We start from the raw sequence: 14,495 nt of genomic DNA, 5'->3' as shown, positions 1-14,495 counted from the left end.
ACCCCTGCCGCTGCTAGGGTGGGCGACATGAGCGCAACGATTCGCATCCTCGGCATCGACCCCGGTCTCCGCCATACGGGCTGGGGCGTGATCGAGCAGAGTGGCATGCGGCTTTCCCATGTCGCGCATGGCGTGATCTCGGCGGCGACTGAGAATTCGATGGCCGAACGGCTTGCTGAAATCTTCGAATGCGTTGGCGAGCTGGCGCGCCATTACCAGCCGGATGCGGCGGGCGTCGAGGAAACGCTGGTGAACGCAAACCCGCGCGCGGCGCTGAAGCTGGGGCAGGCGCGCGGCGCGGCGATGGCGGCGCTTGCGATGGCGGGCATCCTTGTTTCGGAATTCGCGCCGCGCCAGATCAAGCTGACGGTGGTCGGCACCGGCACGGCGGACAAGGACCAGGTGATGTTCATGGTGCAGCGGCTGCTGCCGAGGGCAGGGGAGATGAAGCTGGATGCCGCCGACGCGCTCGCCTGCGCCATCTGCACCGCGCATCATCTGCCTGCGGAGCTTCGGAAAAGGGGGGCGGCATGATTATCGGGCGTCTCACCGGAGAAGTGGCGGCCATCGGGCTCGACCATCTGCTGATCGACGTGAACGGGGTCGGCTATGTTGCGCTCGCGGGCACGCGGCTGCTGGCGAAACTGCAGGCGGGCGACCGCGTGACGGTGCAGGTCGAGACGCGCGTCACTGAAGCCTCGATCACGATGTTCGCCTTTGCCACGGATGAGGAGCGCGCCTGGTTCGTGCGGTTGCAGGATGTGCCGGGCGTGGCGGGCAAGTCGGCGCTGGCTATTCTGGACGGACTCTCGCCGGCGGAGATCATGGATGCTATCGCGCTCGGCGATTCCGGGGCGTTCACGCGCGCCAAGGGCATCGGCAAGAAGCTCGGTGAACGGATCATCACGGAACTCGCCGGCAAGGCGCCGCCGATGGGGCGGTTCGGAAAATTTGAAGTGGCGGCGGTGGCGGGGCTTGCGTCTGCGCCTGTCGCGGGCGGCACCGGCCCGCGCGCCGAAGCGATAAGCGCACTCGTCAATCTCGGCTATGGCCAGTCGGAAGCCGCGAAGGCAGTGGCGACCGCAGCGAAGAACGGCGCGGATGAGGTTGGCCTGCTTGTGAAGGGCGCGCTGAAGGAGTTGGCGCGATGAGCCGTCGCGACTCCCTCGCTGATCCGAACGCGCAAGGGCCAGATGCGCTGGACCGGGCGCTCCGTCCACAGACGTTTGAGGATTATGTCGGCCAGCGCAAGGCGAAGGCGAACCTGAAGGTTTATGTCGAGGCTGCGCGCGGGCGGAAGGAAGCGCTGGACCATGTGCTGCTGTTCGGGCCGCCGGGGCTGGGCAAGACGACGCTGGCGCAAATTCTCGCGCGCGAGATGGGTGTCGGCTTCCGCGCGACATCCGGCCCGGTCATCGCGCGGCCGGGCGACCTTGCCGCGATCCTGACGAATCTCGAGCCCAATGATGTGCTGTTCATCGACGAGATCCACCGATTGCCGGCGATTGTGGAAGAAATCCTCTATCCGGCGATGGAGGATTATGCGCTCGACATCGTGATCGGGGAGGGGCCTGCGGCGCGTTCTGTGCGGCTGGATCTGTCGCCCTTCACGCTGGTGGGCGCCACCACGCGCGCGGGCCTGCTGGCGACGCCGCTGCGTGACCGGTTCGGCATTCCGGTGCGCCTCGATTTCTATGAGCCGGAGGACCTTGCGCGTATCGTGATGGCGGCAGCGCGCAAGCTCGGTGCTCCGATCACGGAGGAAGGCGCGGTCGAGATTGCGGGCCGGGCGCGGGGCACGCCGCGCATCGCGCTGCGCCTCCTGCGCCGGGTGCGCGACTTTGCCGAGGCGGAAGGCGAGACGATCGACAAGCCCGCGGCGGACCGCGCGCTGAAGCGGCTCGAGATTGATACGGATGGCCTCGATGCGCTCGACCGGCGCTACCTGCATGCGCTGGTGCGCACTTATGCCGGGGGCCCGGTCGGCGCTGATACGCTGGCGGCGGCGCTCAGTGAGGCGCGCGATGCGGTGGAAGATGTTATCGAGCCTTACCTGATGCAGAAAGGCTATGTCGCCCGCACACCGCGCGGCCGGGTGGCGGCGCCGCTGGCGTATGAGCGCCTCGGGTTGAAGGCGCCCAACGGTCAGCAAAACGCTCTGTTCACGGACGAAGACTAGTCTTTCGTCCGCATCGTCCACAGCGCGCCGATCAGCCCGCCTTTCACGCGTGGCAGCATGACGAGCACGGCGCCAATCGCGAACACGCCCAGCCCGGCAAGCCTGATCCAGAGCGGCCAGGTCTCGTGACGCGCGGCGATAAAGGTGAGCGCGGCCAGCAAAGGCCCCAGCATCAGCACGGTCAGCCAGGGCGGGCCGTCTTCGGCGGCAATTGCGCCGGTCAAAGCGCCGCAGGCGTCGCAGTGCGGTGGCTGTTTCAGGTATCCCGAAAACAGGCGCCCATGTCCGCAAGCCGGGCATTTCAGGCGCATGCCGCGAAGCACCGATATGAGGGAAGGGGGCAGGGCCATGTCCCGATCCTGCCACGGCGCGCGCGCTTCCGCGATCCGGGATGACGCCGCAGGCGGTGTCTGTTAAGCGGGGTACATGGCGAAGAGCTGGGACGAAATCGAACAGACAGAAGGCTTTGCCGGCGCCCGCGCGCTTTCGGCGCGCGAGGTGGAGCCGGTGCTGGCGCGTGTCGTGCCGGCATCGGCGGACCCGAAAGCGCAGATGAAGAACCTGTCGGCCTTCATGATCGTGCCGTTCTTCCTGTTCGGCGCCACCTTCATGCTGATCGATGCCTATCTGCCGGACAGCGGTGCCTGGATATTCCTTCAGTTCTTCCTGTTTCCGGTGCTGTTCATCTTCTACATGGGCGCGGGACTGTTCCTCGCGCGCAACAAGATTGCCGCGGTGTTTGCCGAGGCGCAGGTGCGCCTGGGCCTGAAGGCAGAGGCGGTCCGCGCGATGGCCCGGCCGCTGGGGCTGAGCTTCGTGCCGGCGCCGGGCGGGGCGCCGAAGGGGCTCGAATGGATCGCGAAGCAGAGCTGGGCTCCGGCTGTGCTGCGCGAGGCGGAGAAGACGCTGAACGAGGCGGGCGGTATGAATGACGCGGTGGCGGTCGTCCGCGATTCCGGGCTGCTGATTGCCGCGAATGTTCATGTGGTCGGCACGCCAGAACAGAAGAAGCTCTATGCCGAACAGGCTGCGGGCATGATGCAGCTGGAAGACGGCTTCCAGGGCACGCGCCGGGGCATCCGGTTCGAGATGTTCGAATGGGTGGAGAAGGTCGACGAGGCGCCGGATGTGTATCATCTGGTCGTCGTGCTCGAAGCTCCGCTGCGCCTGCACGGCGTGACGCAGCTGCGTTCGCGGAAGACCGGCTGGCCGGCCCATCCGGGCGAGCCGGCGCTGCAGGATGTCGATCTTGGACCGAAGGCGTTCGATGCGCTCTACCGGCTGCGGGCCTCCGACCAGGTTGAGGCGCGGGCCCTGTTCAATCCGGCCGTCATCGAGCGGGTGATCGAGCTCGCGCATGGCGGCAAGTTCCGCGCAGTGGCGCGCGGCGGGCATCTGGTGTTTGACTTCGAGAGCGCCGCCAACCGGTTCCAGATCGTTGACCTGCTGAGCGGGGTGTGGAGCGACGAGACGATCCGCGCGACCTATACTGACATCGCCGAAGCACTGGCGCTGGTGGATACGCTCGCGCATGCCTTCATGGTCGCGAGAAAGTCTGATACGGGCGGGGCATGAGCCTGCCGTCTCTTGATCCGCCGAATTTCGACGCCGAGCGCCAGCACTGGATCGCGGTGCGCGTCTATTACGAAGACACCGACTTCACCGGCATGGTCTACCATGCCAATTACCTGCGCTTCTTCGAGCGGGGCCGGTCGGACCATCTGCGCGATGCCGGGGTCTCGCACCAGTCGCTGCTGGCGCGGGAAGACCCTGCAGCGTTCACGCTGACCAATGTCAACGTCACCTATCGCAAGCCCGGCAAGGTGGACGACCTCCTGCACATCCGGACCCGCTATCTCGGGATGGACGGGCCGCGCATCCGCTTCGCGCAGGCCTGCCTTAGGGACGGGGAGGTGATTGCCGAGGCCGATATCACCGCCGTGATGATCCATGCCGATGGCCGCCTGCGCCGCCCGATCCGGGAAATCGTGGATCAGCTTGAGCCCTATCGCTGGCAGGGTTGACTGCAGACGGTGCTGCAGGTTTGCGCAGCGCGCGGGTTAACAATTTGCCATGAAGTCTTAACCCTTACCCCATAACCCCTATGTGACTGCGCAAAGCGCGGCATGCGCCGTGTTTCTGCCGGATTTGGGCTGGAAAGAAGGGCCTTGACGCGGGGCTTGCCTGCGCGGACACGGCCCTGATCCTGTTATTGTCACGCCTCCGGGGCCCATTGCCCGGATTAAATTCTGGAGACCTGCCTTTCATGGAAAACGACGCCCTCGGCACGATCGACCGCAGCGCCGAATTCTCCCTCATATCGCTGCTTGGCGAGGCGGACATCGTCGTCAAGATCGTGCTGCTCATCCTGCTGATCTCCTCGGTCTGGTCCTGGGTGGTGATCGGTGAGAAGTGGTTCTCGCTGGGCGCGCTCAAGAAAGCCTCGCGCGATTTTGAGGAGGCCTTCTGGAGCGGCCGCGCCGGGGAGTTCGACCTGCGCCCGGGGCAGGGGGGCAAGGACCCCGCGAGCCGCGTCTTCGTCTCGGCCTCCCGCGAATGGCAGGATGCCGGCAAGAGTGTGCCCACCCCGTCCGAGGCCGCCGCGCTAGTGAGCCGGGCCGAGCGGTCCATGCGGGCCGCAGTCGACCGGGAAGTCAGCCGGGCCTCGAACGGCCTCTCGATCCTCGCAAGCATCGGCTCGGCCTCGCCCTTTATCGGCCTGTTCGGCACGGTCTGGGGCATTATGAACGCCTTCCTCAATATTGCCGAAGCGCAGGACACGAGCCTCGGCACGGTCGCCGGACCGATTGCCGAAGCGCTTTTCGCCACCGGCCTCGGCCTCGTTGCAGCCATCCCGGCGGTGATCTTCTACAACAAGTTCACCTCCGACGTGACCAAGCTGGCCGACCAGCTCGACACCTTCTCCCAGGATGTCCTCGTGCGCCTGTCGCGCCGGGCTTCCGATGCAACGCGGGACTAGGGCGCCATGGGTCTCATCCTCGGTTCCGGCGGAAAAGGCGGGCGGCGCGGCCGGCGCGCCCTGAATGCCGAGATCAACGTGACCCCGTTTGTGGATGTCATGCTGGTGCTGCTGATCGTGTTCATGGTCACGGCGCCGCTGCTGATCCGGGGCGAGCAGGTGAACCTGCCGAAGACAACCTCTGCGCCGCTGCGCGCGGAAGCGAATGACGCGCCGCTGACGCTCTGGATCCGCGAGGACGGCAGGGTCTATGTCCAGCAGACGGAAATCGATACGGCCAACCTCGCCGCGCAGCTCTCGGCCATCGTCGGCGAGGGCTATGACAAGCAGGTCTACCTGTATGCCGACCAGAGCGTGCCTTATGGGCGGGTAATGGAAGTCACCGCCGAGGTGCGCCGCGCGGGCTATACGCGCATGTCCTTCATCACCGAGCAGAAACGCTGAGGCAGAAGGAGACGCACACCGGATGATCCGCGGCTTCGCAGTCTCGACCCTGGTCCATGCCAGCGTGCTGGCACTGGCTGTCATGTCGTGGCCGTCGGAACAGTCGGAATGCGACCGTTCAATCGAGAAGCTGCGGCGCGACAATCCCGGCATCCGCTCGATCGAGATCATCATGGCGCTGCCGCACTGTGCGACCTCGACGGAACTGCCGATCGATTTCGAAGATGTCGGGCTCGTCTCGAATGTCAGTGCCATGAGCAAGGCGCCGGAGCCGAAGCCGGAAGAGCCTGCCGCTGAACTTCCCGAAGCTGAGCCGGAGCCTCCGCCGGAGGAAGCCCAGCCCGAGGAGCCGGAAGAGGAAGTGCCGCTCCCTGATCCGGAACCGAAAAAGGAAGAGCCAAAAAAACCTGAACCGAAAAAGGAGCCGCCTCCGAAGAAGGAGGAGCCCCTGATCAAGAAAGAGCCGCCGAAGCCGGAAAAGAAGAAGGACGATCTCGATTTCCTGAACGACATCGACAAGGTTCTGAAGGACCGGCGCCAGACTGATACGCGCCAGGCCTCCACCCAGGAGGCGGATCGTCCGGTGCTCAACAATGCCGACCGCGACCGGCAGGGGGCAGGGGACCGTTCGGCCAGCACTGCCTCGCTGCAGGCCTATGTCCGGCGCGAGATGCGCAGTTTCTGGACGGATGTGTCCGACCTGCCGGCGGAAGACCAGATCGAAGTGACGGTCCGCCTGAAACTCAACCGCGACGGCTCGCTGTCCTCGGATGTGGAGTTGGTCAATCCGTCCCGGCGCCCGGTTGGCCGCAAGGGGATTGCCGTGGACCGCGCGCTCGGCGCGGCCCGGAAGTTTTTCGCAGAACGCCGCCTCAGGCTGCCGGATGAGCAGTATGAGCAATGGCGGGAAATCGATGTCGTCTTTGGCAAAGAGATGATGAACAGTTAAAGCGGTGGCCGCGTCTGCGGCGCCTGCGGGAAAGTCAGAAGGAGTTTGAACGCATGACACATAAGGCCATGAGCTACCTGCTCCGCTTCGTTGCGGCGGCGCTGATCGCGCTGGGCCTCGTGCTGCCCGCCTCGGCGCAGCTTCGGGTGCGGATCGACGAAGGCAATTTCAAGCCGACCCCGATCGCGATCCCGGACTTCCAGGTGACGGGCGCCGATAACGGTCTCGCCAAGCAGATTGCCGATGTCGTGCGGGCTGACCTTGCCTCCACCGGCCTGTTCGACCTGCAGAATCCCGGCTCCTTCATTCAGCGGGATCTCACGATCAATGCCGAGCCGCGCTTTGCGGATTGGAAGATCATCCGCACGGACGGGCTGGTTGTCGGCGCGTTCGAGACGCTGCCGGATGGCAAGATCGCGGTCTCCTTCCGCCTCTGGGACATCTATGGCGGCGAACTGATGCGCATCAATGGTGAGCCGGGCCGCCGGCTGACGACGACTCCGGAGAACTGGCGCCGCATCGCGCACAAGCTGGCCGACTCGATCTATTCCCGCCTGACCGGCGAGGATCCGTATTTCGACTCGCGCATCGTCTACATCGCCGAGACCGGCCCGAAGACTGCGCGTGTCAAGCGGCTCGCCATCATGGATAGCGACGGCGCCAACCAGCAGTACCTGACGGCTGGCCGCTCAACCGTCGTCACGCCGCGCTTCAGCCCCTCGGCGCAGGAAATCACCTACATGTCGCTCGAGGACCAGCGGCTGCGGGTGTACCTCTTCAATATCGAGACGGGGCGCCAGGAATTGCTGGGCAACTTCCCCGGCATGGCGTTTGCGCCGCGCTTCTCGATGGATGGCCAGAACGTGCTGCTCAGCCAGGCGCAGCGCGGCAATACCGACATCCACATCATGAACCTGCGCACACGGGTGACGACCAAGCTGACGGACCATCCGGGCATCGATACGTCCCCGTCGATGTCGCCGGACGGCAAGTCGATCGTGTTCAATTCCGACCGGGGCGGCACGCCGCAGCTCTACATCATGAACGCGGATGGTTCGGAGCGGTCCTGCCCCTCGGGAGGGCGGGACAAGGCCTGCCGCATCACCTTCGGCAAGGGGCGCTATTCTACGCCGGTCTGGTCGCCGCGCGGGGACCTGATTGCCTTCACCAAGCAGGAAGGCGGCAAATTCTCGGTCGGCGTCATCGGCATCGATGGCAAGGGCGAGCGCCGTCTGACCGAGGAGACCTACCTCGTCGAAGGGCCGGACTGGTCGCCGAACGGCCGGGTGATCGTGTATTTCCGGGAAAACCGCCCGGGCGCGGGCCCGGAACTGTGGTCTGTGGACCTGACCGGCCGCAACGAGCGCCGGGTGATGACCCAGACCGATGCGTCCGACCCGGCCTGGTCGCCCCTGCTGCCCTGAGGCCACACTGTCGCAGGTACTGCACATTACAAGGAATTAAGCAGGCTGCCGGCGCGCAGCCTGCTAGCTCCTTGATCGATGCCATGATTTTGCCTGAATTGGTGCGAGAAGCGATTGTCGTCCGAATTCGGCCGGATTATGGAAATAGCGTTGGAACGTTCAGGGGTCGGAAATCTTCTTCTCCTAACACGCCAGCGCACCGTCCCATCCTTAGGAGCCAACGACCAATGCAAACCTTCCTTAAAGTCACTGCAGCCGCCGCGCTTCTCGCAACGGGCGCTTGCGCCTCGAAACCGAAGCCAGTTGAAGACACCAAGCCTGTTGTCGAAGAGACCAAGCCGGTTGAAGAGAAGACCGAAGTCGTCAAAACCGACCCGGTTGTCGCCTCGTCGATCGCCCCGGGTTCGCTTGAAGACTTCCGCGTCAATGTCGGCGAACGCGTTTTCTTCGACCTCGACCAGTACCGTCTCGACACCGAAGACCAGACCATCCTGCAGCGTCAGGCCGCCTGGCTGAAATCCTACCCGAACGTTCGTGTCCTCATCGCCGGCAATGCCGACGAGCGTGGCACCCGCGAATACAACCTCGCCCTCGGCGAGCGCCGCGCCAATGCGGTGAAGGAATACCTCGTCAGCCAGGGCGTCAGCGCCTCGCGCATCGACACGGTGTCCTATGGCAAGGAGCGTCCGCTCGCTGCCGGTTCGGACGAGCAGTCCTGGGCCCTCAACCGCAACGGCTGGACCCAGATCGTTTCGGGCGCCACCAGCTAATTCAGCTGACTGCGAAAAGCAGATGATTCGGGCAGCCGGGCGCCATAATTTGGCCCCGGCTGTTCCTTTTTAATGCGGCGCTTCTGCCTCACCGCCTGCTGACGGAGACTTCCCGCCATGATGAAAGCTGTTCTTTCGACCGTTGCGATTGCCGCACTCCTCGCGGTGCCGATGTCGGCGCAGACTGCGGGGCAGGTGCCGGCGCGGGGGGCGCCGATCAGCAAGGGCGTGACCACGGGGGACCTCGCCTCGCAGGTCGATCAGGCCCGACAGCAGAGTTCCGACCTCCTGATCAAGGTCAACCGCCTCGAAGACCAGGTGAATGTTCTCAACGGCCGGATCGAGAGCCTCGAGTTCGAGCTTGGCCGGGTCCGCCAGTCGAATGAAGATCTGCTCACGGACAATGACACGCTGGGCCGCGATTCGCTCGCCATGCGCCAGCAGCTGGACCAGCAGGCCCGCGCCATTGCTGCCATGCAGGCGCTGCTGGGAATAGAGGCTGAGCCGGTGGCCGATAATCTCGGATACCAGCCGCAATCCTTCGCCACGGCGCCGTCTTCCTCCGCCGGCCGGGGCATAGACAGTTCCGGCCCGTCACAGCTCGGCCCTGCCAGCGGCCTGCCGGAAGGCTCGCTCGGCACCTTGCCGGCCAGCCAGCTGCCGGGGGAGGCCGGGCCGTTGTTTGCCGAAGCCAAGGCCCGTTTCCTGCGCCTTGACTATGCTGGCGCCGAAGAGGCCTACCGGGCCTTCATCGACAAGTTCGGCAAGGACCCGCAAGCGGCCGAAGCCTATTTCTGGCTGGGCGAAGCCCTGCACCAGCAGAATGCCTGGGCCGAGAGTGGCCAGGCCTACACCACGATGATCCGTTCGTACCCGGACGATGTGCGCGCACCGGATGCGTTCGTGCGACTTGCCCGGTCGATGCGCCTGCTGGGCGAGCCGGCCAAGGCCTGCCAGGCTCTCGATACACTTCCGAGCCGGTATCCGAACGCAACCAAGGTTGTGCGCGACCTCGCCGCCGTCGAGCGGACCCGGTCCGGGTGCAAGAACTAGCGCCAGAGGCCGCGCTGACGGCCGCGCTCGGCGCAGTTCCCGGCGACATCCTTTCCGGCCCGGTGGGGCTGGCCGTCTCCGGCGGCAGCGACTCGCTGGCGCTGATGCATCATGCGGCGGGCTGGGCTTCGGCCCGGGGCATGAAGCTCCTTGTGCTGACGGTTGATCACGGCCTGCGGGAAGGCTCGGCCACGGAGGCGGACGATGTGGCCGCTGCCGCCCGGCGCCTCAACCTCGATCACCAGACCCTGCGCTGGGCTGAGCCGGTCCCGCGCCAGTCGGCCGCGCGGCGCGCCCGGCATGCCTTGCTGGCCAGCGCGCTGAAGGCGGCAGGCGGCCACCTGCTGCTGACCGGGCATACTGCGGACGATCAGGCCGAAACGTTTCTCATCCGCGCGCGGCAGGGCTCCGGCTGGTATGGCCTTGCCTGCATGCGGGACCTCTCGCTGTCGCCGGTCTGGCCGGAGGGCGCAGGTGTGTGGATTGCCCGCCCGCTGATCCGCAGCCGCCGCAGCACGCTGCGCAGGTATCTGGAAGGGCAGGGCGCGGGCTGGACTGAGGATCCCTCCAACCTCAACCCGGACTTCGAACGGGTCCGGGTCCGGGCCCTGCTGGCTGGCCATCCGGGGCTGACCGGCCGGGTCCTCGCCCTGCAGGCCCGCTTCGCCCTCCTGCGGGTAGTCGAGGATGCGGCGCTGGCGGACTGGACCGGAAACGCGGTCACATCCCAGGAAGGGGGTGGAATTACAGCCCGGTTTGCGGGTCTGCCGCCGGACCGCGCGGCCCGCGCGCTGGGCGTGCTGATCCAGTGTGTGTCCGGACGCGGCACACCGCCCCGATCCGAAGCGCTGGTGGCCCTGTCGGCCCGGCTGGAGACACCCGGCTTCCGGGGGGCGACCCTGGGCGGGGTGCGGCTACGACCCGGAAAGGCTGAAACCCTGCTGCGGCCCGAGGCGGCCCGGGCCGGTCAGGCGCCTTCGGACGGCGAAATCCGGGCCCGGATGGCGGCATTCCGGCGTCTCTACATCAATTCTTCGCAAGATATTGCCGCAGGCAGCGGAAAGGAGTCGTTTTTAAGGGATTTGGCTCCTATCTTGCCAGCAACTGACTTTTCCCTTGTGCGAGACCTGACATGAACGTTCGTAACCTGGCCGTCTGGGGCGCCCTTGCCCTCCTGGTGATTGGTATGGCGGTGATGATGGGGGGCAACCCTGAGGTGGCCCGTGCCGACAAGGCCCGCCTGTCCGACATCTACGCGCTCGCCCAGCAGGGCAAGATCACCGAGGCGACGCTGGGCGACACCAAGCTGATGGTCACCACGACCGACGGCAAGAAACTGATCAGCGAAGTGCGCCAGCTCGACATGACGACCGAGCAGGTGCTGCGCGACAATAACGTGCCCTTCAAGGTCGAGGCCGATGTCGGCCGCAACAATGTGGCCTCGGTGCTGCTCTCGCTGCTGCCGATCGTGCTGATTGTCGCGTTCGTGTTTTTCATGATGCGCCAGATGCAGGGCGGCGGCACGCGCGGCGCGATGAGCTTCGGCAAATCCCGCGCGCGCCTCCTGACCGAAAAGCATGGCCGCGTGACGTTTGATGACGTCGCCGGCGTCGATGAAGCCAAGGAAGAGCTGCAGGAGATTGTCGAGTTCCTTCAGGACCCGTCCAAGTTCCAGCGCCTTGGCGGCAAGATCCCGAAAGGCGCGCTGCTCGTCGGCCCGCCCGGCACCGGCAAGACGCTGCTCGCCCGCGCGGTTGCGGGGGAGGCGGGCGTGCCATTCTTCACCATTTCCGGCTCTGACTTCGTCGAGATGTTCGTCGGCGTCGGCGCGAGCCGCGTGCGCGACATGTTCGAACAGGCCAAGCGTTCGGCGCCGTGCATCATCTTCATCGACGAGATCGACGCGGTCGGCCGCTCGCGCGGCGCGGGCCTCGGCGGCGGCAATGATGAGCGCGAGCAGACGCTGAACCAGCTGCTGGTCGAGATGGACGGCTTCGAAGCGAATGAAGGCATCATCATCATGGCGGCCACCAACCGCCCGGACGTGCTGGACCCCGCGCTGCTGCGCCCCGGCCGCTTTGACCGTCAGGTGACCGTCGGCAATCCGGACATTATCGGCCGCGAGAAAATCCTGCGCGTGCACATGCGCAATGTGCCGCTGGCGAAGGATGTCGAGACGAAAACCATTGCGCGCGGTACGCCCGGCTTTTCCGGTGCGGACCTCGCAAACCTCGTCAACGAGGCGGCCCTGCTAGCGGCCCGCCGCGGCAAGCGCGTGGTCGCGATGCAGGAATTCGAGGACGCCAAGGACAAGGTTCTGATGGGGCCTGAGCGCCGCTCGATGGTGATGTCCGAGAAGGAAAAGGAACTCACCGCCTGGCACGAAGCCGGCCATGCCATCGTGGCGATGAAAGTGCCCGCCGCTGACCCCGTGCACAAGGCGACGATCATTCCGCGTGGCCGCGCCCTCGGCATGGTGATGCAGCTGCCGGAAGACGACAAGCTGTCGATGTCGAAAGTGGAGATGACCTCGCGCCTTGCCATCATCATGGGCGGGCGCGTGGCGGAAGAGCTGAAATTCGGCGATGACAATGTCACCGCCGGCGCGGCTTCCGACATCCAGCAGGCCACCCGCCTTGCGCGTGCGATGGTCACCCGCTGGGGCTATTCCGACATTATCGGCCCGGTCGATTACGGCTCGGACCAGGGCGATGTGTTCCTCGGCCAGCAGCTGATGCAGACATCGCACATCTCGGAAGAGACCTCGCGCAAGATCGAGGAAGAAGTCCGTAAGCTGATCGAAAAGGGCAAGGAAGATGCCCGCAAGATCATGACCGAACACCGCGCCGACTGGGAAGCGGTCGCGCTCGGCCTGCTCGAGTATGAGACGCTGTCGGGCGAGGAGATCGCCGAGATTCTCAAGGGCAACCCGCCGTCGCGTCCGGATATTTCCGATGATGATGCCGGCCCGGCCTCGGCTGTGCCTGTCATCGGCAAGCGCAAGAAGCCGCGCGATGGCGGCCTCGACCCCGCGCCGAACCCGGCCTGAGCGAGCCCGTTTCCGCTTTCCTTTGAAGCCCGGCCTGATAGGCTGGGCTTCATGTTTTTCAGACTGGCAGCCGCCCCCGCTTTCGCCCTTGTTCTTGCCGCCTGCGCGTCTGCGCCGGAAGCGCCTCAGCCTTCCGCGTTCGAGGCGGCGATCACGCCGCTTTGCGGGAAGGCGTTCGAAGGCCGTATCGTCACCACGGATGCGCAGGATGATGACTGGCGCGCCCAGCGCATTGTCATGCATGTGCGTGGCTGCGCGCCCGGCGCGTTGCAGATTCCGTTACATGTCGGCGACGACCATTCGCGCACCTGGCTGCTGATGCAGGTCGGCGAGGCCTGGGAGCTGCGCCACGACCACCGCCATGAGGATGGAGAGCCGGACGCGCTTACCCAGTATGGCGGCTTTGCCTCCACGCCGGCGGATGCGCTGCGCCAGGAATTCCCGGCGGACCAGCCGACGAAAGACCTGTTCGACCGCGAGAATATCCCGGTCTCGAAGACGAATGTCTGGGCGGTCGAGGTTGATCCGTCCACGAACCTTTTCGCCTATGAGCTCAGCCGGCCGCAGCGTTTCCTGCGGGTGGAGTTCGACACGTCCAAGCCCGTGGAAACGCCGCCCACGCCCTGGGGCTGGGAGTAACGCCCTGCGCCTGCGGCTGGAGCATCGCGCAGAGCGGGTGTTCACGCCGGTCAGCCGCTTTGTCCACCGCCCGCTGGACGGCGCCTTCCACACGGCCACGCGGTTTGATCCGCCCTTTCCCCCGCCTGCGCCGGGGAAGGGGCACCCTTACTGGATCCTCGAGGAACGCGGCCACGAGCTATATTTCGCCAGCCCCGAGGAAATGGCGCATGTGGCGGATGTGCTGGGGGCTCGCGTGATGAAGCGGCCGCGGGAGTTGGGGCGCGAGCAGTCGGCGGTGAACTCGCACTGGCTCAGCCGCATGGACAAGGCCTGGCTCAGCTGGAAGGTGCGGCAGGAGATTGTCCGCAAGCTGAGGGGTGAACTGGAGAGGTTGGGGTCTTGAATCGGGGTATTTTCCGGAGATCCGTGGGCGGAGGTGTTGCGCAAGGACTGGAGGCGGATTTCGTAACCGCTTGACGCGGATCAGGTTTTATTTGGCCGAAGCCGCGTTTCCTGTAGGCGCAAATCCTCTCGTGCGCGCGCCAGACGGCCTCATCCTGTTGCAGGCTTTGTATTGCCCGTGCCGATTTCCTCTCATTGATTCTCATTTTTTATCACTTCGTATCGTTTGTTTCTCGCCTTCTCTCGGGACGAGCGGATTTCGGCCTTTGGCCTCGATCCGGCCTACGGGTGTGGGGGGAGCTGAGTATAACCCCGGCCGGAGGGCCCGCGCGCAAGTTTCCGGGGGAAAATGTCAGTGCACACCCCATGTGCCGTCATCCCGGAAACCGCAAAGCGGTTATCCAGGATCCAGAAAGCCAGGCAGAACAAGGACGTCTGGGTCCCGGTCTTCGCTTTCAGCGAAACCGGGATGACGACAAGCTGTTTTCGCGCGCGGGGCGGGCGAGGGCGGTTTTCGTTGCGCTCGGCGGAACGTGTGCAACGAGGCTCCCCCTCCGTCAGTCCGCTGCGCGGACTGCCACCTCCCCCGCTTTGCAGGGGAGGATGAAGCCGCACCCGGACGCC

At 65.4% G+C, this 14,495-nt stretch carries 16 protein-coding genes; 15 read left to right on the top strand and 1 reads right to left on the bottom strand.

Going from position 1 to position 14,495, the window contains the following annotated elements:
• The first annotated feature begins 27 nt into the window (after positions 1-27).
• Genes ruvC through ruvB form a run of 3 tightly spaced genes read left to right on the top strand, consistent with a single transcriptional unit; the run spans position 28 to position 2,179 of the window.
• Positions 28-534 (top strand): crossover junction endodeoxyribonuclease RuvC, encoded by a 507-nt coding sequence (gene ruvC, locus ACK4TE_RS10360; protein ID WP_409911435.1) that lies wholly within the window; start codon positions 28-30, stop codon positions 532-534.
• Positions 531-1,151, top strand: a complete 621-nt coding sequence (gene ruvA, locus ACK4TE_RS10355; RefSeq protein ID WP_409911434.1) for a Holliday junction branch migration protein RuvA — start codon at positions 531-533, stop codon at positions 1,149-1,151. The genes ruvC and ruvA overlap by 4 nt, the downstream gene beginning before the upstream one ends.
• Complete coding sequence (gene ruvB, locus ACK4TE_RS10350; RefSeq protein WP_409911433.1) at positions 1,148-2,179, top strand: Holliday junction branch migration DNA helicase RuvB; 1,032 nt, start codon at positions 1,148-1,150, stop codon at positions 2,177-2,179. Before ruvA ends, ruvB begins: the two co-directional genes overlap by 4 nt.
• On the opposite strand, the gene ACK4TE_RS10345 is transcribed toward ruvB, so the two are convergent.
• The gene (locus ACK4TE_RS10345; RefSeq protein ID WP_409911432.1) at positions 2,176-2,529 is read right to left on the bottom strand and encodes a DUF983 domain-containing protein; all 354 of its coding nucleotides are present in this window, start codon (positions 2,527-2,529) and stop codon (positions 2,176-2,178) included. The genes ruvB and ACK4TE_RS10345 overlap by 4 nt on opposite strands.
• 76 nt (positions 2,530-2,605) lie before the next feature.
• On the opposite strand from ACK4TE_RS10345, the gene ACK4TE_RS10340 reads away from it, so the two are divergent.
• The 12 genes from ACK4TE_RS10340 to ACK4TE_RS10285 all read left to right on the top strand — a co-directional run bounded on the left by ACK4TE_RS10340 (position 2,606) and on the right by ACK4TE_RS10285 (position 13,872).
• Positions 2,606-3,754, top strand: a complete 1,149-nt coding sequence (locus ACK4TE_RS10340) for a DUF3137 domain-containing protein (protein ID WP_409911431.1) — start codon at positions 2,606-2,608, stop codon at positions 3,752-3,754.
• The gene (locus ACK4TE_RS10335) at positions 3,751-4,203 is read left to right on the top strand and encodes a YbgC/FadM family acyl-CoA thioesterase (RefSeq protein ID WP_409911430.1); all 453 of its coding nucleotides are present in this window, start codon (positions 3,751-3,753) and stop codon (positions 4,201-4,203) included. Before ACK4TE_RS10340 ends, ACK4TE_RS10335 begins: the two co-directional genes overlap by 4 nt.
• A 242-nt stretch (positions 4,204-4,445) precedes the next feature.
• On the top strand, positions 4,446-5,159 hold the full coding sequence (locus ACK4TE_RS10330; RefSeq protein WP_409911429.1) for a MotA/TolQ/ExbB proton channel family protein: 714 nt from the start codon (positions 4,446-4,448) through the stop codon (positions 5,157-5,159).
• A 6-nt stretch (positions 5,160-5,165) separates the two neighbouring features.
• The gene (locus ACK4TE_RS10325) at positions 5,166-5,603 is read left to right on the top strand and encodes an ExbD/TolR family protein (RefSeq protein ID WP_409911428.1); all 438 of its coding nucleotides are present in this window, start codon (positions 5,166-5,168) and stop codon (positions 5,601-5,603) included.
• 22 nt (positions 5,604-5,625) lie between these two features.
• On the top strand, positions 5,626-6,552 hold the full coding sequence (locus ACK4TE_RS10320; protein ID WP_409911427.1) for a hypothetical protein: 927 nt from the start codon (positions 5,626-5,628) through the stop codon (positions 6,550-6,552).
• 53 nt (positions 6,553-6,605) lie between these two features.
• The gene (tolB, locus tag ACK4TE_RS10315; protein ID WP_409911426.1) at positions 6,606-7,976 is read left to right on the top strand and encodes a Tol-Pal system beta propeller repeat protein TolB; all 1,371 of its coding nucleotides are present in this window, start codon (positions 6,606-6,608) and stop codon (positions 7,974-7,976) included.
• A gap of 227 nt (positions 7,977-8,203) precedes the next feature.
• Positions 8,204-8,746 (top strand): peptidoglycan-associated lipoprotein Pal, encoded by a 543-nt coding sequence (pal, locus tag ACK4TE_RS10310; protein WP_409911425.1) that lies wholly within the window; start codon positions 8,204-8,206, stop codon positions 8,744-8,746.
• A gap of 117 nt (positions 8,747-8,863) precedes the next feature.
• Complete coding sequence (locus tag ACK4TE_RS10305) at positions 8,864-9,799, top strand: tetratricopeptide repeat protein (protein ID WP_409911424.1); 936 nt, start codon at positions 8,864-8,866, stop codon at positions 9,797-9,799.
• Entirely contained in the window at positions 9,787-10,935 is a 1,149-nt protein-coding gene (gene tilS, locus ACK4TE_RS10300; RefSeq protein ID WP_409911423.1) for a tRNA lysidine(34) synthetase TilS, read from the top strand. The genes ACK4TE_RS10305 and tilS overlap by 13 nt, the downstream gene beginning before the upstream one ends.
• A complete protein-coding gene (ftsH, locus tag ACK4TE_RS10295) occupies positions 10,932-12,848 on the top strand; it encodes an ATP-dependent zinc metalloprotease FtsH (RefSeq protein ID WP_409911422.1) in 1,917 nt (638 codons plus the stop codon). The genes tilS and ftsH overlap by 4 nt, the downstream gene beginning before the upstream one ends.
• Positions 12,849-12,899: 51 nt before the next feature.
• Positions 12,900-13,487, top strand: a complete 588-nt coding sequence (locus ACK4TE_RS10290; RefSeq protein WP_409911421.1) for a hypothetical protein — start codon at positions 12,900-12,902, stop codon at positions 13,485-13,487.
• A gap of 37 nt (positions 13,488-13,524) precedes the next feature.
• Positions 13,525-13,872 carry a hypothetical protein gene (locus ACK4TE_RS10285; RefSeq protein ID WP_409911420.1) on the top strand — a complete coding sequence of 116 codons (348 nt, stop codon included), beginning with the start codon at positions 13,525-13,527 and terminating at the stop codon, positions 13,870-13,872.
• The last annotated feature ends 623 nt before the right edge of the window (positions 13,873-14,495 follow it).

The sequence above is a fragment of the Hyphomonas sp. genome (assembly GCF_046313975.1).
In the GTDB taxonomy this organism is placed as follows: Bacteria; Pseudomonadota; Alphaproteobacteria; order Caulobacterales; family Hyphomonadaceae; genus Hyphomonas.
Note: the sequence above shows the minus strand (reverse complement) of the source record. Positions and strands in the feature narration are given on the sequence as shown.

Bases quoted from the DNA above. Each gene is read 5' to 3' on its own strand.
- ruvC (WP_409911435.1), top strand. From the start codon at position 28: ATGAGCGCAACGATTCGCATCCTCGGCATCGACCCCGGTCTCCGCCAT.
- ACK4TE_RS10290 (WP_409911421.1), top strand. From the start codon at position 12,900: ATGTTTTTCAGACTGGCAGCCGCCCCCGCTTTCGCCCTTGTTCTTGCC.
- ACK4TE_RS10320 (WP_409911427.1), top strand. From the start codon at position 5,626: ATGATCCGCGGCTTCGCAGTCTCGACCCTGGTCCATGCCAGCGTGCTG.
- tolB (WP_409911426.1), top strand. From the start codon at position 6,606: ATGACACATAAGGCCATGAGCTACCTGCTCCGCTTCGTTGCGGCGGCG.
- ACK4TE_RS10345 (WP_409911432.1), bottom strand. From the start codon at position 2,529: ATGGCCCTGCCCCCTTCCCTCATATCGGTGCTTCGCGGCATGCGCCTG.
- ACK4TE_RS10325 (WP_409911428.1), top strand. From the start codon at position 5,166: ATGGGTCTCATCCTCGGTTCCGGCGGAAAAGGCGGGCGGCGCGGCCGG.
- ACK4TE_RS10335 (WP_409911430.1), top strand. From the start codon at position 3,751: ATGAGCCTGCCGTCTCTTGATCCGCCGAATTTCGACGCCGAGCGCCAG.
- ACK4TE_RS10330 (WP_409911429.1), top strand. From the start codon at position 4,446: ATGGAAAACGACGCCCTCGGCACGATCGACCGCAGCGCCGAATTCTCC.
- pal (WP_409911425.1), top strand. From the start codon at position 8,204: ATGCAAACCTTCCTTAAAGTCACTGCAGCCGCCGCGCTTCTCGCAACG.
- ACK4TE_RS10340 (WP_409911431.1), top strand. From the start codon at position 2,606: ATGGCGAAGAGCTGGGACGAAATCGAACAGACAGAAGGCTTTGCCGGC.
- ruvA (WP_409911434.1), top strand. From the start codon at position 531: ATGATTATCGGGCGTCTCACCGGAGAAGTGGCGGCCATCGGGCTCGAC.
- ftsH (WP_409911422.1), top strand. From the start codon at position 10,932: ATGAACGTTCGTAACCTGGCCGTCTGGGGCGCCCTTGCCCTCCTGGTG.
- ACK4TE_RS10305 (WP_409911424.1), top strand. From the start codon at position 8,864: ATGATGAAAGCTGTTCTTTCGACCGTTGCGATTGCCGCACTCCTCGCG.
- ruvB (WP_409911433.1), top strand. From the start codon at position 1,148: ATGAGCCGTCGCGACTCCCTCGCTGATCCGAACGCGCAAGGGCCAGAT.